At 58.6% G+C, this 24,043-nt stretch carries 26 protein-coding genes and 1 tRNA gene; 6 read left to right on the top strand and 21 right to left on the bottom strand.

What is annotated here, in order from left to right:
• Nucleotides 1-19 precede the first annotated feature (19 nt).
• Entirely contained in the window at nucleotides 20-391 is a 372-nt protein-coding gene (locus AB4N44_RS26360; protein WP_016983669.1) for a glycine zipper domain-containing protein, read from the bottom strand.
• Nucleotides 392-714: 323 nt separating this feature from the next.
• Nucleotides 715-903 carry a hypothetical protein gene (locus AB4N44_RS26355; protein WP_095050941.1) on the bottom strand — a complete coding sequence of 63 codons (189 nt, stop codon included), beginning with the start codon at nucleotides 901-903 and terminating at the stop codon, nucleotides 715-717.
• Nucleotides 904-1,143: 240 nt separating this feature from the next.
• On the opposite strand from AB4N44_RS26355, the gene AB4N44_RS26350 reads away from it, so the two are divergent.
• Nucleotides 1,144-1,428, top strand: a complete 285-nt coding sequence (locus AB4N44_RS26350; protein ID WP_127926469.1) for a hypothetical protein — start codon at nucleotides 1,144-1,146, stop codon at nucleotides 1,426-1,428.
• Nucleotides 1,429-1,488: 60 nt separating this feature from the next.
• Here AB4N44_RS26350 and AB4N44_RS26345 read toward each other — a convergent pair whose 3' ends face one another.
• Both AB4N44_RS26345 and AB4N44_RS26340 read right to left on the bottom strand, forming a co-directional pair.
• Entirely contained in the window at nucleotides 1,489-1,809 is a 321-nt protein-coding gene (locus tag AB4N44_RS26345; RefSeq protein WP_016985528.1) for a YbjQ family protein, read from the bottom strand.
• A 143-nt stretch (nucleotides 1,810-1,952) separates the two neighbouring features.
• Nucleotides 1,953-2,042: transfer RNA gene (locus tag AB4N44_RS26340), tRNA-Ser, on the bottom strand.
• A gap of 295 nt (nucleotides 2,043-2,337) precedes the next feature.
• On the opposite strand from AB4N44_RS26340, the gene AB4N44_RS26335 reads away from it, so the two are divergent.
• From AB4N44_RS26335 to AB4N44_RS26325, 3 genes are all read left to right on the top strand, one after another.
• A complete protein-coding gene (locus AB4N44_RS26335; protein WP_016985527.1) occupies nucleotides 2,338-3,027 on the top strand; it encodes a crotonase/enoyl-CoA hydratase family protein in 690 nt (229 codons plus the stop codon).
• 216 nt (nucleotides 3,028-3,243) lie between these two features.
• Nucleotides 3,244-3,966 carry a lysophospholipid acyltransferase family protein gene (locus AB4N44_RS26330; RefSeq protein WP_127926467.1) on the top strand — a complete coding sequence of 241 codons (723 nt, stop codon included), beginning with the start codon at nucleotides 3,244-3,246 and terminating at the stop codon, nucleotides 3,964-3,966.
• Between the two features lie 134 nt (nucleotides 3,967-4,100).
• Nucleotides 4,101-5,072: a magnesium and cobalt transport protein CorA gene (locus AB4N44_RS26325; RefSeq protein ID WP_127926466.1), complete on the top strand. Its 972-nt coding sequence runs from the start codon at nucleotides 4,101-4,103 to the stop codon at nucleotides 5,070-5,072.
• A gap of 108 nt (nucleotides 5,073-5,180) precedes the next feature.
• Here AB4N44_RS26325 and AB4N44_RS26320 read toward each other — a convergent pair whose 3' ends face one another.
• From AB4N44_RS26320 to AB4N44_RS26310, 3 genes are all read right to left on the bottom strand, one after another.
• Nucleotides 5,181-5,903 carry an amidotransferase gene (locus tag AB4N44_RS26320; protein WP_127926465.1) on the bottom strand — a complete coding sequence of 241 codons (723 nt, stop codon included), beginning with the start codon at nucleotides 5,901-5,903 and terminating at the stop codon, nucleotides 5,181-5,183.
• 92 nt (nucleotides 5,904-5,995) lie between these two features.
• Nucleotides 5,996-8,140 carry a 3-hydroxyacyl-CoA dehydrogenase NAD-binding domain-containing protein gene (locus AB4N44_RS26315; RefSeq protein ID WP_460111441.1) on the bottom strand — a complete coding sequence of 715 codons (2,145 nt, stop codon included), beginning with the start codon at nucleotides 8,138-8,140 and terminating at the stop codon, nucleotides 5,996-5,998.
• 24 nt (nucleotides 8,141-8,164) lie between these two features.
• The gene (locus AB4N44_RS26310; protein WP_460111443.1) at nucleotides 8,165-9,370 is read right to left on the bottom strand and encodes an acetyl-CoA C-acetyltransferase; all 1,206 of its coding nucleotides are present in this window, start codon (nucleotides 9,368-9,370) and stop codon (nucleotides 8,165-8,167) included.
• 585 nt (nucleotides 9,371-9,955) lie between these two features.
• On the opposite strand from AB4N44_RS26310, the gene AB4N44_RS26305 reads away from it, so the two are divergent.
• Entirely contained in the window at nucleotides 9,956-10,777 is an 822-nt protein-coding gene (locus AB4N44_RS26305) for a c-type cytochrome (protein WP_460111677.1), read from the top strand.
• 119 nt (nucleotides 10,778-10,896) lie between these two features.
• On the opposite strand, the gene AB4N44_RS26300 is transcribed toward AB4N44_RS26305, so the two are convergent.
• The 10 genes from AB4N44_RS26300 to AB4N44_RS26255 all read right to left on the bottom strand — a co-directional run bounded on the left by AB4N44_RS26300 (nucleotide 10,897) and on the right by AB4N44_RS26255 (nucleotide 20,075).
• The gene (locus tag AB4N44_RS26300) at nucleotides 10,897-11,700 is read right to left on the bottom strand and encodes a transglutaminase family protein (RefSeq protein WP_038366909.1); all 804 of its coding nucleotides are present in this window, start codon (nucleotides 11,698-11,700) and stop codon (nucleotides 10,897-10,899) included.
• A complete protein-coding gene (locus AB4N44_RS26295; protein WP_007914063.1) occupies nucleotides 11,697-12,647 on the bottom strand; it encodes an alpha-E domain-containing protein in 951 nt (316 codons plus the stop codon). The genes AB4N44_RS26300 and AB4N44_RS26295 overlap by 4 nt, the downstream gene beginning before the upstream one ends.
• A gap of 12 nt (nucleotides 12,648-12,659) precedes the next feature.
• Nucleotides 12,660-14,069, bottom strand: a complete 1,410-nt coding sequence (locus AB4N44_RS26290; RefSeq protein ID WP_016982906.1) for a circularly permuted type 2 ATP-grasp protein — start codon at nucleotides 14,067-14,069, stop codon at nucleotides 12,660-12,662.
• 486 nt (nucleotides 14,070-14,555) lie between these two features.
• Nucleotides 14,556-14,903 (bottom strand): ribonuclease E inhibitor RraB, encoded by a 348-nt coding sequence (locus tag AB4N44_RS26285; RefSeq protein ID WP_007914059.1) that lies wholly within the window; start codon nucleotides 14,901-14,903, stop codon nucleotides 14,556-14,558.
• A gap of 209 nt (nucleotides 14,904-15,112) precedes the next feature.
• The gene (locus AB4N44_RS26280; protein ID WP_007914057.1) at nucleotides 15,113-15,346 is read right to left on the bottom strand and encodes a hypothetical protein; all 234 of its coding nucleotides are present in this window, start codon (nucleotides 15,344-15,346) and stop codon (nucleotides 15,113-15,115) included.
• Between the two features lie 236 nt (nucleotides 15,347-15,582).
• On the bottom strand, nucleotides 15,583-16,458 hold the full coding sequence (gene speE / locus AB4N44_RS26275; RefSeq protein ID WP_016982904.1) for a polyamine aminopropyltransferase: 876 nt from the start codon (nucleotides 16,456-16,458) through the stop codon (nucleotides 15,583-15,585).
• Nucleotides 16,459-16,694: 236 nt separating this feature from the next.
• Nucleotides 16,695-16,886 (bottom strand): PLDc N-terminal domain-containing protein, encoded by a 192-nt coding sequence (locus tag AB4N44_RS26270; RefSeq protein ID WP_007914053.1) that lies wholly within the window; start codon nucleotides 16,884-16,886, stop codon nucleotides 16,695-16,697.
• Nucleotides 16,887-16,957: 71 nt separating this feature from the next.
• The gene (locus tag AB4N44_RS26265) at nucleotides 16,958-17,488 is read right to left on the bottom strand and encodes a hypothetical protein (protein WP_127926462.1); all 531 of its coding nucleotides are present in this window, start codon (nucleotides 17,486-17,488) and stop codon (nucleotides 16,958-16,960) included.
• A gap of 132 nt (nucleotides 17,489-17,620) precedes the next feature.
• Nucleotides 17,621-18,139, bottom strand: coding sequence for an ankyrin repeat domain-containing protein (locus tag AB4N44_RS26260; protein ID WP_127926461.1), 519 nt, complete (start codon nucleotides 18,137-18,139; stop codon nucleotides 17,621-17,623).
• A gap of 97 nt (nucleotides 18,140-18,236) precedes the next feature.
• Nucleotides 18,237-20,075, bottom strand: a complete 1,839-nt coding sequence (locus AB4N44_RS26255; protein ID WP_127926460.1) for a long-chain-acyl-CoA synthetase — start codon at nucleotides 20,073-20,075, stop codon at nucleotides 18,237-18,239.
• A 388-nt stretch (nucleotides 20,076-20,463) separates the two neighbouring features.
• Between AB4N44_RS26255 and AB4N44_RS26250 the strand changes: the two genes are divergently transcribed.
• On the top strand, nucleotides 20,464-20,742 hold the full coding sequence (locus AB4N44_RS26250; RefSeq protein WP_008080936.1) for a DUF3509 domain-containing protein: 279 nt from the start codon (nucleotides 20,464-20,466) through the stop codon (nucleotides 20,740-20,742).
• 182 nt (nucleotides 20,743-20,924) lie between these two features.
• Here AB4N44_RS26250 and mtnC read toward each other — a convergent pair whose 3' ends face one another.
• From mtnC to AB4N44_RS26230, 4 genes are all read right to left on the bottom strand, one after another.
• The gene (mtnC, locus tag AB4N44_RS26245) at nucleotides 20,925-21,608 is read right to left on the bottom strand and encodes an acireductone synthase (protein WP_127926458.1); all 684 of its coding nucleotides are present in this window, start codon (nucleotides 21,606-21,608) and stop codon (nucleotides 20,925-20,927) included.
• Nucleotides 21,609-21,612: 4 nt separating this feature from the next.
• Nucleotides 21,613-22,158: a 1,2-dihydroxy-3-keto-5-methylthiopentene dioxygenase gene (locus tag AB4N44_RS26240; RefSeq protein ID WP_102901171.1), complete on the bottom strand. Its 546-nt coding sequence runs from the start codon at nucleotides 22,156-22,158 to the stop codon at nucleotides 21,613-21,615.
• Nucleotides 22,159-22,252: 94 nt separating this feature from the next.
• Nucleotides 22,253-22,879, bottom strand: a complete 627-nt coding sequence (locus AB4N44_RS26235; protein WP_127926457.1) for a methylthioribulose 1-phosphate dehydratase — start codon at nucleotides 22,877-22,879, stop codon at nucleotides 22,253-22,255.
• Complete coding sequence (locus tag AB4N44_RS26230) at nucleotides 22,876-24,021, bottom strand: MFS transporter (RefSeq protein WP_034151740.1); 1,146 nt, start codon at nucleotides 24,019-24,021, stop codon at nucleotides 22,876-22,878. Before AB4N44_RS26230 ends, AB4N44_RS26235 begins: the two co-directional genes overlap by 4 nt.
• Nucleotides 24,022-24,043 lie beyond the last annotated feature (22 nt).

Raw genomic sequence — 24,043 nt, 5'->3', positions numbered from 1 at the left:
TTCGGACAAACGATCAGTCTCAGTGACGCTTGTGACCTTTGGACAAGTTGCTGCCCACCGCGCCACCAGCTGCGCCGCCCAGGCCTGCACCAATCGTGGCGCCGGTTCTGCCGCCCAGGCTGTTGCCGATCACCGAACCGCCAGCTGCACCAACACCACCGCCAATCGCCGCTTTCGTCCGGCTGCCCTTACGCGCCGCCATTGCGCTACCTGCCGCGCCAGCAACGCCTGCGCCAATTGCCGCGCCAGTGCTACCGCCCATTTTCTGGCCGACCACATTACCCAGCGCGCCACCCAGACCACCGCCCAGCGCAGCGGTGCCATCGCCGGCAGCCATTGCACCTTGAGCAACCAGAAGCCCCAGAACCAGAGCAGGCAGTGTTAAACGCATGACGAAAACCTCAAAAATTGGGATGACAAAAAGGGCCGGGATTTAATGCCGTCGCCGCGAAAAAGTCCAGCCGATATCAGTGGCTTCGCGCACTTGGCGCCGATTGGACAGCGATTCCGGAAAAGGTTTTATGACAGGCAAAAAAAAGCCCGCTGGGGAGACGGGCTGGAGACTTGCTTTCTAACGGATGGCTTCACCCTACCGGGGTAGACGTGAAAAGTTTGTGAAAGCCCACTGCATTCGCCACCAAACTGCGTAGGACATGTCCTCACTCAATCAGCCATAAAAAACCCCGTTCAATGACGGGGTTATGCAGTGACAGATTATTTTCTGGATCGCGCGCTGACTTTGGGCAGAAATTTTGCCTTCGGCCCTTTCGGTGCTGTGGATTTGATCTTGCCGGTCTGCACCCGGTCCTCGCCAAAGCCTGACTGGTACTCGGTCTGACCGCACCGTACACAGTTATTGAAGGAAAATTCAGCGCCATCGTCTTCGATATACGGATCAGTCATACCATCGCCCCTTCGCCACCGGTCGACACCGGCAAAAACCCATTCGCCTGAAAAAATATCGACCTCCAACGCTTTTGAGACTAGCTGGTCATTCCTGGACTTGTTATTCAGATCTCCTGATGCCCGACGAATGGCCTACAAAAACTCAACGCGAAGAATTGCCATTGGTCCTACACCGCTAAAGAATTCCGGAGGTAGGCCGTTGCCCTTTTTCATACAAATGAATCTCAAGGAGAGAACATGCAAATCAACGGATTCCCGAATCTACCTGTCGTAAAGCTCACGGACGAACAAATCGCAGCCGGCAAAGCCGGGGCGGAAAAACTCAAGGACAAGATCGCTTCCGGTGAAATCACCATCAAATATCCGGGCCCCGATACGCCGGTTCTGCAGCCTGGCGTCATTTACCATCCGAGCCAGCCAGTGCAACCGAACCAACCTTCCGACACACCTCCGCTTGTCGCCATCGACACGCCGCTCACCTATGACGCGAGAGGCGCTGTGATCCTCAAGCCACAAGGCTGATTACACAGAAAGATTGAGCCCGTTCAATCTCTGAACGGGCTCACACACCGTCAAGCAAACTCAGCGCAACTTGACCGCCGTTCCCGTCGCAAACACCACAACCATCCCGCCCTTGCCGCCGGGCATGCTGATCTCGAAATCCACCCCGACCACCGCATCAGCCTGCAGAGCACGCGCACGCTCCCGTATTTCTTCGGTCGCCTGAATACGCGCCTCCTTCAAAGCCCGCTCCAGGGTCTGCGAACGCCCGCCGAAAAAGTCGCGCATACCGGCAAACATGTCACGGATCACATTCACGCCCTGCACCGACTCGGCACTGACGATGTCCAGATAGGCCGTGATCTGCCGGCCTTCAATGGCGTGAGTGGTGGAAATGATCATGGAATGGCGTTCCTTTACTGATAGATAAGTCGGCGATTGTAATCGCTCAACGCTGAACTCAACTCGCCGCCAATAAAATCCGGACGCCAGAATGCACAAAACCCCTGACTTCTCTCGAAGTCAGGGGTTTTGTGTACTTAATGTGGCGGTGAAGGAGAGATTCGAACTCTCGATACAGTTTCCTGTATACACACTTTCCAGGCGTGCTCCTTAAGCCACTCGGACACTTCACCGTATCTCTTCAAACATGTTCTGTCTGTCGAGGCGCGCTAATGTAGTCGAAAGCTTTTGCGATGGCAAACTTTTTTTCAGAATTTTCATGCGGTTAAGAGAAAAAGCCGTTTCGCCGACCGTCAGGCCATGGCAAACCGGCCAATCTTCGGTGGAGGTGACCCTTCTATATAGAAGCAGAATGCCTCGCCGCGCTGGCTACGCCGGGAAACGGTGACTGGCGGGTCAGTCACGGCGCTTTACCTAGCCTGCGGCGGTGGGTAACGTCTGCCCATCTTTCTTACAAGGAATAGCGTCATGAGTGAGTTGATTTCCTACCACCTCGAAGACGGTATCGCGACCCTGACCTTGAGCAATGGCAAGGTCAATGCCATTTCTCCGGACGTGATTGCGGCATTCAACGCGGCGCTGGATCAGGCAGTGACTGATCGTGCCATCGTGATCATTACCGGTCAGCCAGGGATTCTGTCCGGCGGCTACGATCTGAAAGTGATGACCGCCGGCCCTAAAGAAGCCGTGGCGCTTGTGACTGCCGGTTCGACGTTGGCGCGTCGCCTGCTCTCTCACCCGTTCCCGGTCATCGTCGCTTGCCCGGGTCATGCTGTGGCAAAAGGCGCTTTCATTCTGTTATCTGCCGACTACCGTATCGGCGTCGACGGTCCGTTCAGCATCGGCCTGAACGAAGTGCAGATCGGCATGACCATGCACCACGCTGGTATCGAGCTGGCGCGTGATCGTCTGCGTCGTTCGGCGTTCCACCGCTCAGTGATCAACGGCGAGATGTTCGATCCGCAAAGCGCCGTGGATGCCGGTTTCCTCGACAAAGTGGTTTCCGCCGAGGAGTTGCAAGGTGCCGCCCTCGCCGCTGCGCGTCAGCTGAAGAAGATCAACATGCTCGCGCACAAAAACACCAAGTTGAAAGTACGCAAGGCGCTGCTGGAAACCCTGGATAACGCGATCATCCAGGATCAGGAACATCTCGGTTAACCCCAGACACATGCAATAAAGAAAAGCCCGACCATCGTGTCGGGCTTTTTCTTGCACGCTCGGTTGAAGACGCCGTGGCTGCTCTAGGACGGGTCTGACAAGCAAGTCTGAAACATGCGCTTAAACATCGGCTATCTCCGCACTCTATAGCGGCAATTGCCGAAAATAGTGCACATCCGTACACTGCGCCACCTTTTGTCCCGGTGGGGCCTGAAAATGCTGTTCGTGTTTCGTATGTTATTGATGGGCCTGCACTTTATTCTGGCGGGCGTGCTCGGGGTGATCCTCGGGATCTGCCGTCCGTTCAATCCGGACAACAGCCGTCTGTGCGCCCGCCTCTACGCATTGCCAGCCATGTGCATTTTGCGCCTGCGGGTGAAAACGGACGTCAGTGGCTTGATGAACAAGCCTGACAGCTGCGTGATCATCGCCAACCATCAGTCCAACTACGATCTGTTCGTGTTCGGCAACGTCGTGCCCCGTCGTACTGTGTGTATCGGCAAGAAGAGCCTGAAGTGGGTGCCGCTGTTCGGGCAACTGTTCTGGCTGGCTGGCAATGTACTGATCGATCGCGGGAATGCGCACAAAGCGCGCCAGTCGATGTTGACCACCACCAATACCTTGCAGAACGAAGACACCTCGATCTGGGTGTTCCCGGAAGGCACGCGCAACCTCGGCGAAGAATTGCTGCCCTTCAAGAAAGGCGCGTTCCAGATGGCAATTGCCGCTGGTGTACCGATCGTTCCGGTTTGCGTGAGCAGTTACATCAAGCACATGCGTCTGAATCGCTGGCGCAGCGGGAAAGTCCTCATACGCTCGCTGCCGGCAATTCCCACAGCCGGATTGACCATGGATGACATGCCCATGCTCATCAATCAGTGCCGCGAACAGATGCGCGAGTGCATCGATTCGATGGATCGACAGCTACAAGCCGCGTGAAAAGCAAACCCGCCCTGTGCGGGTTTTCTTTTGCCCGGTGAACTGTACAGATTTCACTGACTCTCAAGCAGCGACACGGCTAAGCTGAAGCCTTGCATTCCCTGCCACCTGCCAAGAAGAAGTGAATCACCACCATGGGTCGAGTTGTTGCTGCTGCGGTGTACAGCGCAGGCAAGAAAGTCACCAATATTAGCCTCGACGAAGGCGCCGCCTGGGCCGCGAAAACCGGACATTTTGTCTGGATCGGTCTGGAAGAGCCGGACGCTCAAGAACTGTCCAATCTGCAACGTCAGTTCAACCTGCACGAACTGGCCATCGAAGATGCTCTGGAAAAACACAGTCGACCGAAGCTGGAAACCTTTGGCGACGCTTTGTTTATCGTCACCTACTCGCCTATACGCGAAAACGGCGTTCTGCAATTTATCGAGACGCACATCTTTGCCGGCAAGGGCTACATCATCACCGCGCGTAACGGCCACTCGGCGTCCTACGCCCATGTCCGCCAACGTTGTGAGGCGCGTCCACTGTTGCTGGAGCATGGGGAAGATTTCGTACTCTATGCGCTGCTCGATTTCGTCATCGAGAACTATCAGCCAGTCGGTGAAGCGATCCATGCCGAAATCGATGAACTGGAGCGCAACGTGCTGTGTAGCGCACTGAATGAGCGTGACATTCAGAGGCTGCATGGCTTGCGCCGTGACGTTGTACGCCTGCGCCGGTACGCGGCGCCGATGGTGGAGATTGGCGAGGAACTGCAGAAGCTGAGCTTCCCGTTCATCGACAAGAACATGCGCCCGTACTTCCGCGATGTGCAGATCCACGTCACGCGGCAGATGGAAGACCTGAGCACGCTCGCCGACATTGCCAGCCAGACCATTGAGATTGGGGTATTGCTCGAGGCCTCACGGCAAAGCGTGGTGCAGCGCAAGTTTGCTGCCTGGGCGGCGATTCTGGCGTTTCCGACGGCGGTGGCGGGGATTTACGGGATGAACTTCCAGAACATGCCGGAGTTGAGTTGGCACTACGGCTATTTCGGCGTGCTGGGGTTTATTGCGGTGGGGTGTGTGAGTTTGTGGGCGAGTTTCAAGAAATCCGGGTGGTTGTAGAGCAGACCGAGTTGTCTGGAACATTCGCGAGCAGGCTCGCTCCCACATTGATCGGTGGTGCACCGAAAATCTAATGCGGGAGCGAGCCTGCTCGCGAAGCTTTTGGCCTTAGACAGTTTCTGGCTTATGCGCCACAAAACGCATCATCCACTCCGCAACCGTCGCACCATGGTGCTCTTGCTCCAGACTCGCCACGCCTTTGCTGTATATCTGCGAACCGAGCGCCTCCTGGCGCAAATCGAGCAATGCTCGCGAATAATCGTGGATGAACTCCGGGTGCCCCTGGAAGCACAGCACCTGATCATTGATGTGATACGCCGCGAACGGGCAGAAATCGCTGGAAGCAATAACCGTCGCGTTTTCCGGCAGCGCTGTGACCTGATCCTGATGGCTGATCAGCAGCGTCAGTTCCTCACGCACCGGGCTCATCCAAGGCGCCTTCGCCGCCAGTTTGTAGTTATGGGTGCCGACACCCCAACCCTGCGTCGCACGCTCGCTCTTGCCACCGAGCAACAGCGCCAGCAGTTGATGGCCGAAGCACACGCCGAGCAGTTTGTCGCCACGCTCGTAACGAGTCAGCAGGTATTCCTTGAGGGTCTGGATCCACGGATCAGTACCGAACGAGTCAGCCTTGCTGCCGGTGACCAGGTACGCGTCGAAGCTCAGGTCGTCGCTCGGGTATTCGCCCTGCATCACGTTGTAGACGGTGAACTCGGCGGCAATCGGTTGCTGCGAGAACAGGCGCTGGAACATCTGCCCGTAACCCTGATATTGATCGACCAGTTCCGGACGCAGGATGTCGGTTTCCAGAATGCAGATGCGTAGCGACATAAAAAATACCTGACACGTGATGGGAATAATGAACACCCCAGAGCCTGCCTTGAAACACCCTGGCAAGGCAAGCCCCGGAATGCTCGCTGCCCTTAGAACATTTCACCTTTTGCCGCTTTATCCAGCAGCAACGCTGGCGGTGCGAAACGCTCGCCATACTGCTCGGCCAGATACTGCGCACGGGCGACGAAATCCTTCACCCCGTATTGGTTGATGAACTGCAATGCGCCGCCCGTCCACGCTGCAAAACCGATACCGAAGATCGAGCCAACGTTGGCGTCTGCCGTCGAGGTCAGCACACCCTCCTCCACACAGCGCACGGTTTCGATCGCTTGCACGAACAGCAGCCGGTCGCGCACGTCTTTGGGCGAAATCTGCCCATCAGCCTTTTCGAAATGCGTCTTCAACTCGGGCCACAAATGTTTCTGTGCACCGGCCGGGTAATCGTAGAAACCGCCACCCGCCGCTTTGCCCGGACGCTTGTATTCGTTAAGCAGCAAGTCAATCACGGCGAAGGCCGGGTGCTCAATCAGCGATTTCCCTTCTGCCTGTAGGTCCTTGGCGGTTTGCTGACGGATATGGCTCATCAGGCTGAGGGAAACTTCGTCGGAGATCGCCAGAGGTCCGACCGGCATCCCGGCCTTGCGCGCTTCGGTCTCGATCATTGGCGCGCTCACGCCTTCACCAAGCATGGCAATGCCTTCATTGGTGAACGTGCCGAATACCCGCGAGGTAAAGAAGCCGCGACTGTCGTTGACCACAATCGGGGTCTTCTTGATTTGCAGGACGAAATCGAAACCTCGAGCCAGGGTTTCGTCGCTGGTCTGCGCGCCTTTGATGATTTCCACCAATGGCATTTTCTCTACCGGACTGAAGAAATGCAGACCGATGAATTTTCCAGGATCAGGCACAGCCTTTGCCAGGCCGGTGATCGGCAGCGTCGATGTATTCGAGGCGATGACAGCTTCGGCGCCGACAATTTGCTGGGCGGCAGAGGAAACCTTGGCCTTGAGATTGCGATCTTCAAACACCGCTTCGATGATCAGATCGCAACCCGCGAGGTCCGCATCACTTTCGGATGGGGTGATGCGCGCCAACACCTCATCACGCTTCGAAGCATCCATCTGACCGCGAGCGACTTTCTTGTCCAGTAACGCGGCAGAATGTGCTTTGCCTTTTTCGGCGGCAGCCAGATTGACGTCCTTGAGCACCACTTCAATCCCCGCCAAAGCACTGACAAATGCAATCCCCGCGCCCATCATCCCGGCGCCGAGCACGCCGACCTTCTGCGTCTTATAAGGCGCAAAGCCCTGTGGCCGCGAACCTCCGGCGTTGATCTCATTGAGTTGAAACCAGAACGTGCCGATCAGGTTTTTCGAGATCTGCCCGGTGGTCAGTTCAGTGAAGTAACGGGTTTCGATCAGGTGCGCGGTGTCGAAATCGACCTGAGCGCCCTCGACTGCCGCGCAGAGGATTTTCTCCGACGCCGGCATTGTCCCTTGGGTCTTACTGCGCAGAATCGACGGCGCAATCGCCAGCATCTGCGCGACTTTCGGGTTCGACGGCGTGCCGCCCGGAATCTGATAACCCTTCACATCCCAGCGCTGCACTGCCGTCGGATTGGCAACGATCCAGGCGCGCGCCTTGGCCAGCAATTCATCGCGATCCGCCGCCAGTTCATCAATCAAACCCGCCTGTAACGCCTGTTGCGGACGCACTTTCTTGCCTTCGAGCAAATACGGCAGCGCCTTTTCGATGCCAAGCATACGCACCATGCGCACCACCCCGCCGCCGCCCGGCAACAGGCCGAGAGTCACTTCCGGCAGACCGAGTTGCACCGATGCATCGTCCAGCACCACGCGATGATGACAGGCGAGGCAGATTTCCCAACCGCCGCCCAGCGCCGCGCCGTTGATCGCCGCGACCACCGGTTTGCCAAGGGTTTCCAAAGTACGCAATTGCGCTTTGAGGGTCAGCACCATGTCGTAGAAAGCTTTGGCTTCAGGCTTGCCGACCTTGATCAGCTCATTGAGGTCGCCGCCGGCAAAGAAGGTTTTCTTCGCCGAGGTGATGATGACCCCGGCAATGTGGTCTTTTTCATCCACCAGACGGGCGACACACTCGGCCATCGCCTCGCGGTACACGGCGTTCATGGTGTTGGCGCTTTGGCCCGGCATGTCGATGGTCAGCACGACGATAGCGTCCTGGCCTTTTTCGTAACGAATGGCTTCGCTCATAACAAGGTTCCTTGTATTCGGGGCTCAGAGGCGTTCGATGATGGTGGCAATGCCCATGCCGCCGCCGACGCACAGCGTCGCCAGGCCATAGCGCAGGCGCCGGGCTTCCAGCTCATCGAGCAAAGTCCCGAGGATCGCGCAACCGGTGGCGCCCAGCGGGTGGCCCATGGCGATGGAGCCGCCGTTGACATTGACCTTGTCCGGATCGACAGCCATGTCCTTGATGAATTTCAGCACCACCGAAGCGAACGCTTCGTTGACCTCGAACAGGTCGATGTCTTCAACGCGCAACCCGGCTTTGGCCAGTGCCTTTCGCGTCGCCGGCGCAGGGCCGGTGAGCATGATGGTCGGGTCGGTACTGGTGACCGCTGTGGCGACAATGCGCGCCCGCGGTTGCAGGCCCAGCGCCCGTCCTTTGGCTTCAGAGCCGATCAACATCAGCGCCGCGCCATCGACGATCCCGGAACTGTTGCCCGGCGTATGCACGTGGTTGATTCGCTCGACATGGCTGTAGACCCGCAATGCCGTCGCGTCGAAACCCATCTGCCCGATCATTTCGAAGCTCGGCTTGAGCTTGCCCAAGCCTTCAAGGGTCGACTCGGCACGAATGAACTCATCGTGATCGAGCAAGATGATGCCGTTCTGGTCCTGCACCGGTACCAGCGACTTGTTGAACGAGCCGTCGCCCCGCGCCCGTGCAGCTTTCTGTTGCGAGTGCAAGGCGTAGGCATCGACGTCCTGTCGACTGAAGCCTTCCAGCGTGGCGATAAGGTCCGCGCCAACACCTTGCGGGGTGAAATGACTGTGCAGATTGGTCTGCGGGTCCAGCGCCCAGGCGCCGCCATCGCTGCCCATCGGTACCCGCGACATCGACTCGACGCCACCGACCACCACCAGGTCTTCGAAGCCCGAACGCACTTTCATCGCGCCAAGGTTGACCGCTTCCAGCCCCGAGGCGCAAAAGCGGTTGATCTGCACGCCCGCGACACTGACGTCCCAATCGGCGACTTGCACAGCGGTTTTGGCGATGTCCGAGCCCTGATCGCCAATCGGCGTCACGCAGCCGACCACCACGTCATCGACCTGACTGGTGTCCAGCGCGGTGCGCGCTTGCAGCGCGGTCAGCAGACCGGCCAGCAGGTTCACCGGTTTGACGCTGTGCAAGGCGCCATCGGCCTTGCCTTTGCCGCGTGGCGTACGTAACGCATCGAATATCAAAGCTTGGGTCATGACGTCCTCGAACCAGGGCGGTGAGTGATTTCCTGTGGCTCCACTCTTGCCCCGAGCGGCCATTGATTCAATGACCACAGCGCTCAATGCGCTTGACGCACGCGCTCAGACGGACGGTCGTCGGCGGCTGGGTGAACCGGTTCAGGTCAGCGAGTTGTCTAGCAAGCGGGCGGCACAGAAGCTGGCAATACGCCTCATGCCTTTTTAATCGCAATTCACCACAGCTCCATATGAAATGGATCTAAGCCAAGCGTGACGCGGGCCCTAAGGTAGTACATGTACGTCAGGGTCGTCGGGTTTTGCCGAGGCCGACGTTCTTCAACAGGAAGTGCAGCGCTTGCCGTCATGGATATGCAGGCAAGCATCAGGAAATAACAATAAAGGCGGTCAAGCCATGTTCAAACAACCGAAAGTTCGTCAAGCAGGGCTCATTCTTTTCGCCACGACGCTGTTGTTGATTTTGCCGAATCTGACCAAGGTCATCGGCTGAATCGAGCGGCAGGTGCTGTTCATCGCCACTGAAAATGTGACTGGCCCGCTACCCGGGCCAGCGTGGCTGTGCCAACCTTTGCGCACTCTCACGACATGGACGGCGATCATTTGAAAGCGCTCATTGTGTTCGGGGCAATGCTGCTGAGCATGCCCTTGTCTGCCGCACAGTTGGATCTGCAGCTGGGCGCAAACAGCCGCACCTGGCAGACCGAGGAGTTGCTCAAGCATCCTCAAGTGCAAACCCTCACCATCAAAAACGATGTGTCCTACAAAAAGGACATGACCTATCGCGCCGTACCTGTGGCCGCGCTGCTGACCGGGATCAAACCGCAAGATCACCTGCAAGCGGTGGCGCTGGACGGGTTCGCGGCCGAGCTGGCCGCAGCGCCGCTGCTCAACGCAAAAGGCGCACGGGCCTGGCTGGCCATTGAGGATCCGGCTCAGCCGTGGCCAGCGCTGTCAGAGGGCAAGCACAGCGCCGGGCCGTTTTATCTGGTCTGGACCGATCCGCAGGCCGGCAATATCAGCCCGGAGCAATGGCCGTTCGAAGTCGCGAGCATCAAGCGCTTGGCGCCGGTGGCCGAGCGCTTCCCTGCCCTGCTGCCGGATCCTGCGTTGAAGGCGGATGACCCAGTCAATCTGGGCTTTGCGCTGTTTCAGAAGAATTGTCTGGCCTGTCACCGGTTGAATGGTGCGGGGGATGCGCAGTTCGGGCCGGACTTGAACATTCCGTATAACCCGACCGAGTATTTCGGCGCGGATTTCCTCAAGCGTTACATTCGTGATCCGCAGAGTTTGCGTCAGTGGCCGCAGGCGAAGATGCCGGGGTTTTCGGTGGAGGTGTTGCCGGATGGCGATTTGCAGATGTTGGTGGGATATTTGAAACACATGGCTGGGCGCAAGGTTAAGCCCTGAGCACATTTCCTTGTAGGAGTGAGCCTGCTCGCGATAGCGGAGTGTCAGACACTGATAATTCAACTGTCAGACCGCTATCGCGAGCAGGCTCACTCCTACAAGGGTTTTGTGTTAGCCCGTTACTGTTGTTGTACGGAGATGACTGGGGTTGGTGAGACGAACACTTTCGCATGCATCTGCTCACACCCACCGCCCCGGCGCATGCCGCGCACCGGGCAGGCATCCAGATAATCCAGACCCACCGCCAGTTTCAGATGCCGCTCCGGCCGCGCCAGTTCATTGGTCACGTCAAAGCTGTACCAGGCGTCATCCAGCCAGGCCTCCGCCCAGGCATGGCTGGCCAGATGCTCGCAATCTTCGCTGTACAAGTAGCCCGACACATAACGCGACGGAATCCCGAGACTACGTGCACAAGCCAGGAACGCATGAGCGTGATCCTGACAAACCCCGGCACGCCCGGCGAAGGCTTCCGCCGCGCTGGTGTCGACTTCGGTGGAACCCGGAGTGTAGGTCATGTGCTGATTCAAACCGTGCATCAGATCGATCAGCGCGGTGCGATCGCGCCGCTGCTTGCAGGATCTCTCGGCGAACGCGCGCAATGCCTCGTCGGCCTCGGTCAATCGGGTAAAGCGCAGGAACGGCAGCGCCGACTGACTCTCATGCTCGGCCTCGCGCAGCTCATCGATATCAACCTGACCGCGAGCACCAATGATGATCGCTTCGTGCGGTTCATCCATGGTCAGCACGTGCAGGATGTTGCCGAACGGATCGAGTTGCGCGCGCACCGGGCGTGGCAGGTCGAGTTGCCAGCTCAACACGTGCTGACGCTCGCTGTCGTGGGGTGTCAGCCGCAGGTACTGGATGCTCGCCCGCACCTGATCTTCGTAGTGATAGGTGGTCTCGTGGCTTATGGAAAGTCTCATGCAGCCTCCAGGTAGGAACTGTGAATGGCGTTACCCAACTGGCGCACCAGCGGGATGAATTCGGTCAGCCAGGCGTGCAGGCCTTCCTCGAGAATTTCGTTGATGCCGGTGTAGCGCAGGCGCGCGTCCATCTCTGCCGCGAGGCGCTGGGCCGGTCGGCCATTGGCGCCGGGCAACTGCGCGAGAATCTGATCGATCTCCTCGGTGCAGGCGCGCAGTGAACGAGGGACATCGGCACGCAACAGCAGCAACTCGGCGACGTGACGGGCGCCGGGCGCATCGCGGTAGATTTCGGTGTAGGCCTCGAATGACGACAAGGCGCGCAGCAAGGCACTCCACTGGTAATAAGCGTGTGCCGTGCCGTCACTGACCGCTTCAGCCTGATCGCCGGCCATTTCATAACGTGCATCGAGCAACCGCAGGGTGTTGTCGGCGCGCTCGATAAACGTGCCGAGACGAATAAAGCGAAACGCATCGTTGCGCATGATCGTGCCGTAGGACGCGCCACGAAACAGGTGCGAGCGTTCCTTGATCCATTCGCAAAAGCGGCTCATGCCGTAACGGCTCAGACCCTGCTCGGCGATCCCGCGAATCTCCAGCCACGTCGCGTTGATGTTTTCCCACATGTCTGCGGTGATGCGTCCACGTACAGCATGGGCGCTGGCCCGCGCCGCGCCGAGGCAACTGTAGATGCTCGCCGGATTAGCCGCATCAAGGGCAAAAAAGTGCAGCAGGCGTTCGGCATGCAACGCGCCGTGACGCTCCAGATAATCATCAAGGGTGCCGGTGATCAGCAGCGGCATCGCCAGTTCGTGCAGACCATCGCCGCGACCGTCCTGCGGCATCAGCGACAGCGAATAACTGATGTCGAGCATCCGGGCGAGGTTTTCCGCCCGCTCCAGGTAACGCGACATCCAATACAGATCCGAGGCAGTTCTACTTAACATGGCAAGCTTCCTTCAATCCTCGACCACCCAGGTGTCCTTGGTTCCGCCGCCCTGGGAGGAGTTCACCACCAGAGAGCCTTCGCGCAGCGCGACGCGGGTCAAACCGCCGGGCACCACGCGGGTTTCGCGACCGGACAGCACAAACGGACGCAAGTCGATATGGCGCGGCGCAATGCCGTTTTCGACAAAGGTCGGACAAGTCGACAGCGACAGCGTCGGTTGCGCGATATACGCGTGGGGCTTGGCCTTGATCCGCTCGCGGAACGCGTCGATTTCGGCCGTCGTCGACGCCGGACCCACCAGCATTCCGTACCCGCCGGAGCCTTGGGTTTCCTTGACCACCAGATCTGGAAGATTGGCCAGCACATGGGAAAGTTCAGACGGATTGCGGCACTGCCAGGTCGGAACGTTCTTCAGGATCGGTTCTTCGTCGAGATAAAAACGGATCATGTCAGTGACAAACGGATACACCGATTTGTCGTCCGCCACACCGGTGCCGATGGCGTTGGCCAGTACTACGTTGCCGGAGCGATAGGACGACAGCAGCCCCGGCACGCCGAGCATTGAGTCCGGGTTGAACGCCAGAGGATCGAGGAAAGCGTCGTCGAGCCGGCGGTAGATCACGTCCACCGCTTTCGGGCCGTCGGTGGTGCGCATGAAGACCTTGTCATCACGCACGAACAGATCCGCGCCCTCGACCAGCTCCACGCCCATTTCCCGCGCCAAAAACGCGTGTTCGAAGAATGCACTGTTGAAGCGACCCGGCGTCAGCACCACCACACTCGGGTCGTCAATCGGGCTCGAGCTCTTCAGGGTGTCGAGCAGCAGGTTCGGGTAGTGATCGATTGGCGCAATGCGCTGGGCGGCGAACAGCTCCGGGAACAGGCGCATCATCATCTTGCGGTCTTCGAGCATGTAGCTGACGCCACTCGGTGTGCGCAGGTTGTCTTCAAGCACGTAATAGGTGCCGTCGCCATCGCGCACCAGATCGACGCCGGAGATGTGCGAATAGATATCGCGGTGCAGATCCAGACCTTGCATCGCCAACTGATATTGCTCGTTGGCCAGCACCTGTTCGGCAGGAATGATCCCGGCCTTGATGATGCGCTGCTCGTGATAGAGGTCGGCGAGAAACATGTTCAGCGCCTTGACCCGCTGGATGCAGCCGCGCTCGACGATCCGCCACTCGCTGGCGGGAATGCTGCGCGGAATGGTGTCGAAGGGAATCAGGCGCTCGGTGCCCTGCTCATCCCCATAGAGCGTGAAAGTAATGCCGGCGCGATGGAACAGCAGATCGGCCTCGCGTCGCCGTTGAGCCAGCAGCTCGTCAGGCGTGTCGGCCAGCCATCGGGCGAACTCCCGATAATGCGGGCGAACCTGGCCGCCGGCATCGTACATCTCATCAAAATAGGTGCGGATCATGCCGTACTCCTTGTCACCCGGACCTACAGGCCTTCGCAAGGCCCGTGCCATCGGCATAAACGCTTTGATTTCAATCGGTTGGATATTCACGCTACAGACACCGCACCATTCCTGTGCGGCAAATGCCCCAACCGGATTGCCCCCGCTTCATTGCGACGCACTGCATCGCCTATCACCAGCATAGTCAGAGTTGATTTCACTGCCCGGCGCTGCCTGCGGATAATCCGCGCATTCGCTGCAAAACTTCGCCGACTACCACGTCACGAAGCGCCCAGCTCAACTGATCGGGATTGCCTCGGCAGCCCGCCCCGCTGTAACCCTGACCGGTTTCCTCTCCTTATCGGTCTTCCCTTTTAGCCACCCTCTCCGGTGGCTTTTTTTTGCCTCGGTTTCTTGTTTCAGGGTTTTGCCACAGCGTTTGCTTACGCCGGAAATGACAACGGCCAACCCGAAGGTCAGCCGTTGTTCAACAAATGAAACCAGAGATCAGTTCAAACGGTGGCGGTTGCGCACCTCCTGTTTCACACCCCAGCCTTCGATAATGCCGCCCAGAGGTTCAACCACGGCAGAGAATCCCTGCTCGAAGTCGCCGATATCGTCATAGGTCGCGTACATCACTTTGCTTAATTCCAGCGCCCACGCACCGTCATCACGCACGCTGACCTGGGCATTGATGGATTCACCGCGAAATTTGCCTGCCGCCCTGCGCGCCCGCTCCTCGTCCGGGAAAATCGCGTAGAACTCGATGGGATGGAATCGGGAAAAATCGAAACCGCCTTCTTTCATGCGGCGCAGAACATTGCTGCTGATGTCTTCTTGATAGGCTGTGCTCATGAATCGTCCCCCTCGCATAGATGGATAGACTTTCCGTATTCCCGCCCCGGGCCTGTGGCCAAAGTACGACGGCAACGTGGTTGCACGCGGGAACAAGCATGTAGCTGACAAGACCAGACCTTAGCGATCCGTTCGCTGATCTCGCTTGCAGAGTAGCCCCAAGATAGAGCTGCTGCCAAGGCCTGGTTGCTTCGGATGAAGGAAGATTTTCAGATTGGGGTGATGCTGCGGATTTCGATGCTGTTCTGGGTTTTCAGGCTTTTGACGCCAGCATCGGCGGTGCGCCCTTCCAGATCGTTCAGATCCAGTTCGGCGGCGACGGGCAGGAGCCGTGCCTTGATCAATCGAGCGGCCTCATCGTCGCTGGGGCATTCCGCGCGCTCGAACACCTCATCGACAATTTCACCATGATCGTCCACGAAAGTGACTTTCCACTTTTGCATCGGTGCCTCCTCGATCAAACCCGCAAATGGGCTTACACCTAAATCGACTGGTGCGCCGAAAGTTGGTTCAAAAGGATTACAGCGCACGAACGTGAATAAAACGACATCTACATTACGGGGAAGCAAATGTGGGAGCGAGCTTGCTCGCGAAAGCGGTTTTTCATTCAACAAATATGTTGGCTGACAGTCCGATTTCGCGAGCAAGCTCGCTCCCACAGGGGAGTTGCAGTGTTCTTTTAGTCGTTGCTTGGCTTGTTGATCGCCTGCAGCACGTACTGCGGCAAGGCGAATGCGCCGATGTGGATTTCCGGGTTGTAGTAGCGGGTGACGATGCCGCTGCCGATGAAGCGCTGTTGCAGGGTTTCACGGCTCAGCTTGCGGTAAGCCGGGTTGGTCGAGCCCCAGGCAAAGGTCATCGAGCCGCCAATGTAGGTCGGCACCGCAGCCTGATAAAAGTGCCAGTCCGGGAACAGGCTGTTCAGGCGACCGGCCGTGGTTTTCACTTCGTCGATCTGCATGAACGGCGTGCCGTTCTGGGTCACGAGGATGCCGCCCTCGTTCAGGCAGCGGTGGCACGCCTGGTAGAAGTTTTCCGAGAACAGCACTTCGCCCGGGCCGATCGGGTCAGTGGAGTCAGAGATGATCACGTCGAACTTTTCCGTGGTGGTGGCGACGAAACGCATGCCGTCGTCGATCACCAGGTTCAGACGCGGATCGTCGTAGGCGCCGCTGGAATGGTTCGGCAGGAACTCTTTGCACATGTCGACCACGGTGCCGTCGATCTCGACCATGGTGATGTGCTCGACGCCGGCGTGTTTGGTCACTTCACGGAGCATGCCGCCGTCACCACCGCCGATGATCAACACGCGCTTGGCGCTGCCGTGGGCGAGGATCGGCACGTGGGTGAGCATTTCGTGGTAGATGAATTCGTCGGCTTCGGTGGTCTGAATCACGCCGTCCAGTGCCATGACACGGCCCATGCGCGGGTTCTGGAAGATCACCAGGTGCTGGTGTTCGGTGCGCACTTCGTGCAGCAGTTTTTCCATGCGAAAACGCTGGCCGTAGCCTTCGTAGAGGGTTTCCAGGTACTCGCTGGTTTTGGTAACGGTCATGGTGAAGTGCTCCGATGAATGCGCGGGCGTCAATCGTGGGGACGATTGCCCGGGAAAGGCGCGCATTCTACGTTGCCGAAGATGACAGGTCGAACCTCACTTCATCGGCCCACCACAATCCCATGTGGGAGCGAGCCTGCTCGCGAAGGCGGCGTGTCAGCCAACATTGTCGATGACTGATCTACCGCGTTCGCGAGCAGGCTCGCTCCTAGAGGGGTATTGCGGTGTTAGCTGATTCAGATCCGCACGTTGCCGCGCGGTCCGGCGATCGCCCAGATGATCAGGCCCAGCACCGGCAGGAGGATGATCAGCAGCACCCAGACGATTTTCATCCCGGTGGTCGCGCCGCTTTTCAACACGTTGATGATGGCCCAGATGTCGAGGGCAAGAATGATCAGGCCAATCAGACCGTTGAACGTGGAACCCATGGTGTCGCTCCAGAATAGTGGCATGCACTTTTAGGATAGACGGTCGCGCGCAGGGTTCCCTTTTATTGCGTTCAGACGTGAACGGCGATCTTCAAGGCTTCCAGCGAAGGAGCGGCGGCGATGCCGACTTCGGCGCACAACTCCAGTACGCGAGGTACGTCGTTGCCGTAGACCAAAACCATCTGCAGTTCGTCGTCGAGCAACTGGCTGAAGTTCATCAGCGTGTAGCCGCCGTTTTCCTTGTTCATGCTGCTCATCTGCACCTGGATGCGGTTGAGTGCAGTCAGGGCTTCGGTCTTGGCCAATTGCTTGGGCTTGAGGTTGAAATCCACACCCGGGCCAAACGAGGCGACGATCTGCGCGAACAGGTCGACATAGGTGTCTGCCTGGAACAGCACGGTTTCCGGCAGGCTGCCGACCACGACCCACTCGCCCAGCGGAATCGGGAAGGTGTCGTCGTAGTTGATGTCCGGATTGGCGGTCAGAAAGGCATCCGCATCGGCGTAGGCCTGCGCCGCTTCGTCGGCGACTTTCAGGATCTCGTCCTCGCCCATGCAGCCGGAGCTGATTTTGCTGATGAGTTCGGCGAGTGCGGCTTTCATGAGGGCGGATCCTGTGGCAGGTGAATTTCGAGGGCGCGGAGGATAGCGCACAAAGCAAAAGATCGCAGCCCGCGGCAGCACCTACAAGGGATCCGTGCAGGAACTGCCGCAGGCTGCGATCTTCTGATCTTATCAACCCAACAGTTTTTCCAGCTGTGCGGTGGTGTCGACCGCGCCCATGGTGCGGGCCGCGTCCAGCGCCGTCACGCCGTTGGCGTCCTTGGCTTGCGCGTTGGCGCCTTTGCTGATCAGGTAATCAACGATTTCAACACGGTTGAACATCGCCGCCATCATCAACGCCGTACGCCCATCGAACGACGAGCCTTCAATCTCGGCGCCCGCCTCGACCAACGCCCTGACCACCGCCAGATCGCCTTTGAACGCCGCACCGGCAATCGGGCTCTGGCCGTTGCCATTGCGCATTTCCGGGTCAGCCTTGTGTTTAAGCAGTACGTTCACCGCATCGACATGGCCGTAGTAACTGGCCAGCATCAGCAGCGTGTCACCCTTGCTGTTTTTCAGGTTGACCGGCAAACCGGCGGTGACCAGGCGATCGAGCATCTCGGCATCACCGTCGCGCGCCTTGTTGAAAACCTGCTCGGTGAATTCGGCAGCTTCTTCAGGGGTCATCTGGCGGCTTTGGTCGGACATGGGGCAACTCCACTTTCGGTCAATCGGAAAGCCGACAGTTTCCCGAGCGAGACGGTGGCTGTCACCCCCTTTTTCTCAAGCCGACTCATAGCCAGATTCAATAACGATGCTTGCCTTGATGAATTTCCGCCAGCACCTCATCGGTGACCCGAACGTAAGTCTGCGTGCCAGGCAGCCATGCGTAGATCGGATCATCGCCCGTCTGGCCAGGGTCGAAACCTTCATTTTTCAGTCGGGTTTTCTGGTATTTGAAGGTCCCGGTGGTTTCCATTTTCACCTTCACCCGCAGGAACAACGGTACCGCGTAGGCCGGCATACGTTCGCGGGCGAAGGTCAGCAACTCGGCGAAATCCAGGGTCGCGAGGGATTCCGCCGGCGTAATCGCCGCCATGCCGGCGCGGCCGTTGGTATTGCGGATCTCCACGCCATACGCCACCGCCTCGGAGATGTGCGGATGTTGCAGCAGCAGGTTTTCGACTTCAGTGGTCGAGACGTTTTCGCCCTTCCAGCGATAGGTGTCACCGAGGCGATCAACAAATTGCGCGTGACCAAAACCGATGTTGCGCAGCAGATCGCCAGTGTTGAAAAAACGATCGCCTTTGCTAAACACGTCGTGAAGGACAACTTTGGCGGTTTTTTGCGGATCGGTGTAACCGTCCAGCGGTGCCTTCTCGTCGATCCGCGCCAGCAACAGGCCCTGCTCGCCCCTGCCGACCTTGCGCATGAAACCGTCGGTGCTGCGCAGCGGCTCACCGCTGTCATGGTCGTAAGCCACCAACTCCCAGGCCATCAGCGAAAAACCGATGGTGTTGTCGAAGTTGAGAATGTTAGTGAAGCCGATGTTGCCGTCGCTCGCCGCGTACAGCTCACAGATGTGGTCGACGGCGAAACGGGTCTTGAACTCGGCCCAGGCGCCCGGGCGCAAGCCGTTACCAATCATTTTGCGCACGTCGTGGCGGTTGTCATCGGCGCTGGCCGGTTGATCGACCAGATAACGGCACAACTCGCCGACATAGCCGATCGTGGTCGCGCGATAACGGCGCACATCGTTCCAGAACTGGCTGGCGCTGAATTTGCGGCGAATTGCGAAGCCTGAGGCGCCGTTGACTGCCGAGCCCCAGCACACGCAGAGACCGGTGGCGTGGTACAGCGGCAAGGTGCAATAGACGACATCGTCGGGGCCCATATTGAGGGCGATCATGCCGAAACTGGCAGAACTGCGCATCCAGCGGCCATGTTTGAACACCCCGGCCTTGGGCAGGCCGGTGGTGCCGGAGGTGTAAATGTAGAAACACGGATCGTCGAAAAACACCTGCTGACTGCTCGACGGATTCTCGCTGGAGGCATCGGCACTGGCGCTGATCAGATTGACGTAGCCTTCGGGCGCAATGCCCGGATGGCTATAGGTGTCCTGATCGGCGACAAACCAGGTGCGCGGCGCGGTAATCGCCACTTGCTCGCGAATCGCCGCATAAGCCGGAAGCAGTTCTTCGCCGACCACAATCGCCACCGGCGCCACCAGATTCACACTGTGGATCAGCGTGTCGCGCGTCTGCGAGGTATTGAGCAGCGCGCTGACCGCGCCGACCTTGGCCAGCGCCAGAATGGTCACCAGCAATTCCGGGCGGTTTTCAATAAACACCGCGACTACATCGCCCTTGCCGATGCCCTGCCCGTTCAGATAGTGCGCGATGCGGTTGGCCCACTGGTTGACCTGCGCATAGGTCAGCCGCACATCGCCCTGCAGTAACGCCGGGCCCTCGGGATTGCGCAGCGTCGCTTGTTCGAATGTCCAGCCAAGGCCACAGCTTTGAGTCGGATCCGTGACGTTGGCCACCTTCATGCCCTTGACCACTCGCGGAATGGCTTTGGCAATCATCGGCAGTTTGCGGAGCATCATGCCCCAGGTAATCGTGTCGCTTGGCGCGTGGCTCATGAAAGCTCCCCGTCCGACCTTGGCGTGCAGGTCGATGTTTTTATTTTTCGGGCTTGCTTGAAGCAACCAGCGCACTCAAGCGCGGGTCGAGATCGAAAATACGTCAGCGCTTCTCGGGCTGTACACGCGGTTTTTGCAATGTTTTGTATCCGCTGATCGGCCGACGGTGGCGGTGATCATCGGGTAAGCGATTGGTTCCGTTGTTTCGATAACGATCCCGCAAAATGCAGGATGCACGATGGCCATTCATGCAGTTTGCACGACGACTTGAATTTTCATAGTTTCTAACTTATTGATTTATAAGAACTTTATTATTTTCAAATGCTGGCACAATCGCTGCAACCTCCTCTGCATGCTTGCCATTCAAGTGCATACGGAGCTGATAGACATGAGCCTGATCCAAGAAAAATTTACCTCCCTGTTCTCCAACTTCGACGTCACCACTGCGCCACGTCCCGATGGCGGGATTCTGCTGACTCTGCGCAGCAGCGACGGCAAAGTGTTTAAGCGTGCACTGACTTATCAACAACTGCATGCCGGCGACCAACTGTCGTGGGCGATCAGTGCAATTCGCCGCGACCTGGCTGAACAAGCCAGTGAACTGCCGCAAATTGCCATGCTGCAGAGCCAGCAGCGTTTTGCCCTGCCGACGTATCACTCGCTGTAATTTTTAAAGCGCTTTAAACAAAACAGGCCGTGGAGCTTTCGCTTCACGGCCTGTTTTTTTGTGCCTGATGCAAAACCCTGTGGGAGCGAGCCTGCTCGCGAATAGGGTGTGTCATCCACTGAAAATGCTGGCTGAACGGACGCTTTCGCGAGCAGGCTCGCTCCCACACTAGATCGGTGAGATCAGAAGGCTTCGGGTTCGATGCCGGTGAAGGTGTCGACGGTGACGTGGCTTCCCAGCTCCCCGCCTTCACGGGCCAGGCCGCAGGTTTGCAGGCCGGCTGCTTGAGCAGCGTCGAGTTCTTCGACGATGTCCGAGAGGAACAGGATCTCCTGCGGTTGAACGCCGATGGCTTTCTGGATATTGGTGTACGACTGCGCCTCACGCTTGGGCCCCGACGTCGTGTCGAAGTAACCACTGAACAGCGGTGTCAGATCCCCCGCCTCCGAGCAGCCGAAAATCAGCTTCTGCGCCTGAATCGATCCCGACGAGTACACAAACAGTTGATAACCGGCAGCATGCCAGCGTCGCAACGCTTCAACGGCATCCGGATAAACATGCCCCTTCAACTGCCCGGCGTGATAACCCTGGGCCCAGACCATGCCTTGCAAGGCCTTGAGTGGCGTGGCTTTGCGATCTTCCTCGATCCAGCTCAAGAGGATTTCAACAACCCGTTCAACATCGGCTTGCGGCGCATTGCTGTCACGGCGTACGGCGTCGAGTTGCTCGGCAACATCGGCACGTTCGGCGTTCTGGCGGACGAAATCCGGCAGGTGTTTAGCGGCATACGGAAACAGCACGTCGAAGACGAAACTCACCGCGCTGGTGGTGCCTTCGATGTCAGTGACGATGGCTTTGATCGACATCGAATCAGTCCTCCAGACGCGGAAAGCGGCCGGCGATGTCTTCGCCGGTGAAGTTGGCAACCCAGCCTTCCGGGTTGTTGAACAGACGGATCGCGACAAAGTGCGGATGCTCGCCCATGTCGAACCAGTGTTTGGTGCCGGCCGGAACCGAGATCAAATCGTTCTTCTCGCACAGTACGGCGTAGACATAATCGTCGATGTGCAAGGTAAACAGGCCACGGCCGGCGACGAAAAATCTGACTTCGTCTTCGCCATGACGGTGCTCTTCGAGAAACTTGGCGCGCAATTCGGCTTTTTGCGGGTGATCGCTGTTCAGGCTGATCACGTCGACGGTGATGTAACCGCGCTCGGTCATCAGTTGGTCGATCTGCTCTTTATAGGCGCTGATCACTTCTTCCTGGGTGGCGCCGGGCTGAATCTTTGCGGCGGCTTGCCAGCGGTCGAAGCGCACGCCCTGCTCGGCCAAGGTCGAGGCGATGTCTTCGAAATGGGTCAGCACCTTGTTCGGAATGTCGGGGCTGGAAACGTGATAGACGGACAGGCTGCTCATTGGGGCAATTCCTCGGTATCGGCCTTGCCGTCCGGTTCTTGCAGACCGGTCGGGCACAGCATTTCATCAGGCAAATGGGCTACTTCTGGTGAAGTCAGCCTTGGCGGTTCATAACGCTGCGGGTTTTCAACTCGCATTCAAACAGAAATTCAAAGGCCTCGATCTGCCGCAGCGCGTCGCTCATCTGCGCGCCCCAGGTGTAGAGGCCGTGACCGCGAATCAGATAACCGACGCAATCAGGATGGGCGTCGAGCCAAGGCTGCACCTTGGCGGCGAGGCGCGCAATGTCCTGATCGTTGTCGAAAATCGGCACGCGCACTCGCGATTCGTGGGTCGAAACACCGCTGAAGGCTTTTTGCAGTTCGTAGTCTTCAAACTCGATGAAGTCTTCCGGGGTCAGGCGCGACAGCACCGTGGCGTTCACCGAATGGGTGTGCAGCACCGCGCCGATCTCCGGACGCCAGCTGTAAAGCTGAGTGTGCAGCAGGGTTTCGGCGGAGGGCTTTTTGCCCGGTTCCAGGCTGTTGCCGGAAAGGTCGGTGGCGAGCACATCGTCCAGGCCCAACTGGCCCTTGTGCTTGCCCGATACGGTCAGCAGTGCTTCACTCGGCGACAGGCGCGTCGAGTAATTACTGCTGGTGGCCGGCGACCAGCCGCGACCATACAGAAAACGCCCGGCGTCGACGATTTGCTGGGCGAGTTGTTCACGCGTAAGGCTCATGGCCTGTCCTCTTGCATACGTGTGGCAATGATAACGGCAGCAGCGAGTGCCGCGAGACTGGCAATACTAAAGGTCAATGTCGCGCCGAGGGCATTCCAGCTGTAACCGGAATACAACGCGCCGAGCGCACCGCCGGTGCCGGCCAGCGCCGCGTACAGCGCCTGGCCCTGCCCTTGCTGGCGGGCGCCGAAGCTACGTTGCACGAAGGCGATGGCAGCGGCGTGAAAACTGCCGAAGGTTGCTGCGTGCAGAATCTGCGCGAACAACAGCACCCAGAGAAACTCGGCGAACGAACCTAGCAGCAACCAGCGCAGCGCCGCCAGCAGAAAACTCGCCATCAGTACCCGACGCAGGGAAAACCGCGCAAGAATCCGGCTCATCGCCATGAACATCAGCACTTCGGCGACCACACCCACGGCCCAGAGCATGCCGATGGTGCCGCGTGTGTAGCCGAGTCGTTCAAGGTGCAGGGTCAGAAAGGTGTAATACGGGCCGTGGCTCATCTGCATCAACGCCACGCAACCGTAAAACGCCAGCACGCCGGGATTGCGCAGCTGTTTGAGAAAGCCCTCGCCGTTCGGCCGATTGCCCTGCGGCGGTTGCGCATTCGGCACCCACAGACTGCTGAGGACGATGCCGGCCATGATCAGCACCAGCGCCGCCGGGTAGATATCGAGGCTGAGCCATTCGAACAACCGGCCGAGCGCGACCACGGTGATGATGAAACCGATCGAGCCCCACAGGCGAATCTGGCTGTAACGCGAAGTCTGCCCCTGTAAATGCGCCAGGGTGATGACTTCGAATTGCGGCAGCACCGCGTGCCAGAAGAATGCGTGCAGCGCCATGACCATCGCCAGCCAGGCGTAGGTCTTGCTGACGAAAATCAACGAGAAGGTCAGCAGCGTGCACACCGCGCCGAAGCGCACGATGGCCAGGCGTTTGCCGGTGTAATCGCCGAGCCAGCCCCAGATGTTCGGCGCCACACAGCGCATCAGCATCGGGATGGCGACCAGTTCACCAATCCGCGCCGGACTGAAGCCGAGGTGATCGAAGTACAGCGCCAGAAACGGCGCTGTCGAACCGAGCAAGGCGAAATAGAACAGATAGAAACTGGACAGCCGCCAGTAAGGGAGCGCCGCCACGGTTATGCCGCGACGGCTTTAA

It is taken from the genome of Pseudomonas sp. S3_C06 (assembly GCF_054667675.1).
This window is presented reverse-complemented; position numbering and strand designations above follow the sequence as displayed.

Excerpts from the sequence above, each read along its gene's own strand:
- AB4N44_RS26360 (WP_016983669.1), bottom strand. The coding sequence starts at position 391 with ATGCGTTTAACACTGCCTGCTCTGGTTCTGGGGCTTCTGGTTGCTCAA.
- AB4N44_RS26355 (WP_095050941.1), bottom strand. The coding sequence starts at position 903 with ATGACTGATCCGTATATCGAAGACGATGGCGCTGAATTTTCCTTCAAT.
- AB4N44_RS26350 (WP_127926469.1), top strand. The coding sequence starts at position 1,144 with ATGCAAATCAACGGATTCCCGAATCTACCTGTCGTAAAGCTCACGGAC.
- AB4N44_RS26345 (WP_016985528.1), bottom strand. The coding sequence starts at position 1,809 with ATGATCATTTCCACCACTCACGCCATTGAAGGCCGGCAGATCACGGCC.
- AB4N44_RS26335 (WP_016985527.1), top strand. The coding sequence starts at position 2,338 with ATGAGTGAGTTGATTTCCTACCACCTCGAAGACGGTATCGCGACCCTG.
- AB4N44_RS26330 (WP_127926467.1), top strand. The coding sequence starts at position 3,244 with ATGCTGTTCGTGTTTCGTATGTTATTGATGGGCCTGCACTTTATTCTG.
- AB4N44_RS26325 (WP_127926466.1), top strand. The coding sequence starts at position 4,101 with ATGGGTCGAGTTGTTGCTGCTGCGGTGTACAGCGCAGGCAAGAAAGTC.
- AB4N44_RS26320 (WP_127926465.1), bottom strand. The coding sequence starts at position 5,903 with ATGTCGCTACGCATCTGCATTCTGGAAACCGACATCCTGCGTCCGGAA.
- AB4N44_RS26315 (WP_460111441.1), bottom strand. The coding sequence starts at position 8,140 with ATGAGCGAAGCCATTCGTTACGAAAAAGGCCAGGACGCTATCGTCGTG.
- AB4N44_RS26310 (WP_460111443.1), bottom strand. The coding sequence starts at position 9,370 with ATGACCCAAGCTTTGATATTCGATGCGTTACGTACGCCACGCGGCAAA.
- AB4N44_RS26305 (WP_460111677.1), top strand. The coding sequence starts at position 9,956 with ATGGACGGCGATCATTTGAAAGCGCTCATTGTGTTCGGGGCAATGCTG.
- AB4N44_RS26300 (WP_038366909.1), bottom strand. The coding sequence starts at position 11,700 with ATGAGACTTTCCATAAGCCACGAGACCACCTATCACTACGAAGATCAG.
- AB4N44_RS26295 (WP_007914063.1), bottom strand. The coding sequence starts at position 12,647 with ATGTTAAGTAGAACTGCCTCGGATCTGTATTGGATGTCGCGTTACCTG.
- AB4N44_RS26290 (WP_016982906.1), bottom strand. The coding sequence starts at position 14,069 with ATGATCCGCACCTATTTTGATGAGATGTACGATGCCGGCGGCCAGGTT.
- AB4N44_RS26285 (WP_007914059.1), bottom strand. The coding sequence starts at position 14,903 with ATGAGCACAGCCTATCAAGAAGACATCAGCAGCAATGTTCTGCGCCGC.
- AB4N44_RS26280 (WP_007914057.1), bottom strand. The coding sequence starts at position 15,346 with ATGCAAAAGTGGAAAGTCACTTTCGTGGACGATCATGGTGAAATTGTC.
- speE (WP_016982904.1), bottom strand. The coding sequence starts at position 16,458 with ATGACCGTTACCAAAACCAGCGAGTACCTGGAAACCCTCTACGAAGGC.
- AB4N44_RS26270 (WP_007914053.1), bottom strand. The coding sequence starts at position 16,886 with ATGGGTTCCACGTTCAACGGTCTGATTGGCCTGATCATTCTTGCCCTC.
- AB4N44_RS26265 (WP_127926462.1), bottom strand. The coding sequence starts at position 17,488 with ATGAAAGCCGCACTCGCCGAACTCATCAGCAAAATCAGCTCCGGCTGC.
- AB4N44_RS26260 (WP_127926461.1), bottom strand. The coding sequence starts at position 18,139 with ATGTCCGACCAAAGCCGCCAGATGACCCCTGAAGAAGCTGCCGAATTC.
- AB4N44_RS26255 (WP_127926460.1), bottom strand. The coding sequence starts at position 20,075 with ATGAGCCACGCGCCAAGCGACACGATTACCTGGGGCATGATGCTCCGC.
- AB4N44_RS26250 (WP_008080936.1), top strand. The coding sequence starts at position 20,464 with ATGAGCCTGATCCAAGAAAAATTTACCTCCCTGTTCTCCAACTTCGAC.
- mtnC (WP_127926458.1), bottom strand. The coding sequence starts at position 21,608 with ATGTCGATCAAAGCCATCGTCACTGACATCGAAGGCACCACCAGCGCG.
- AB4N44_RS26240 (WP_102901171.1), bottom strand. The coding sequence starts at position 22,158 with ATGAGCAGCCTGTCCGTCTATCACGTTTCCAGCCCCGACATTCCGAAC.
- AB4N44_RS26235 (WP_127926457.1), bottom strand. The coding sequence starts at position 22,879 with ATGAGCCTTACGCGTGAACAACTCGCCCAGCAAATCGTCGACGCCGGG.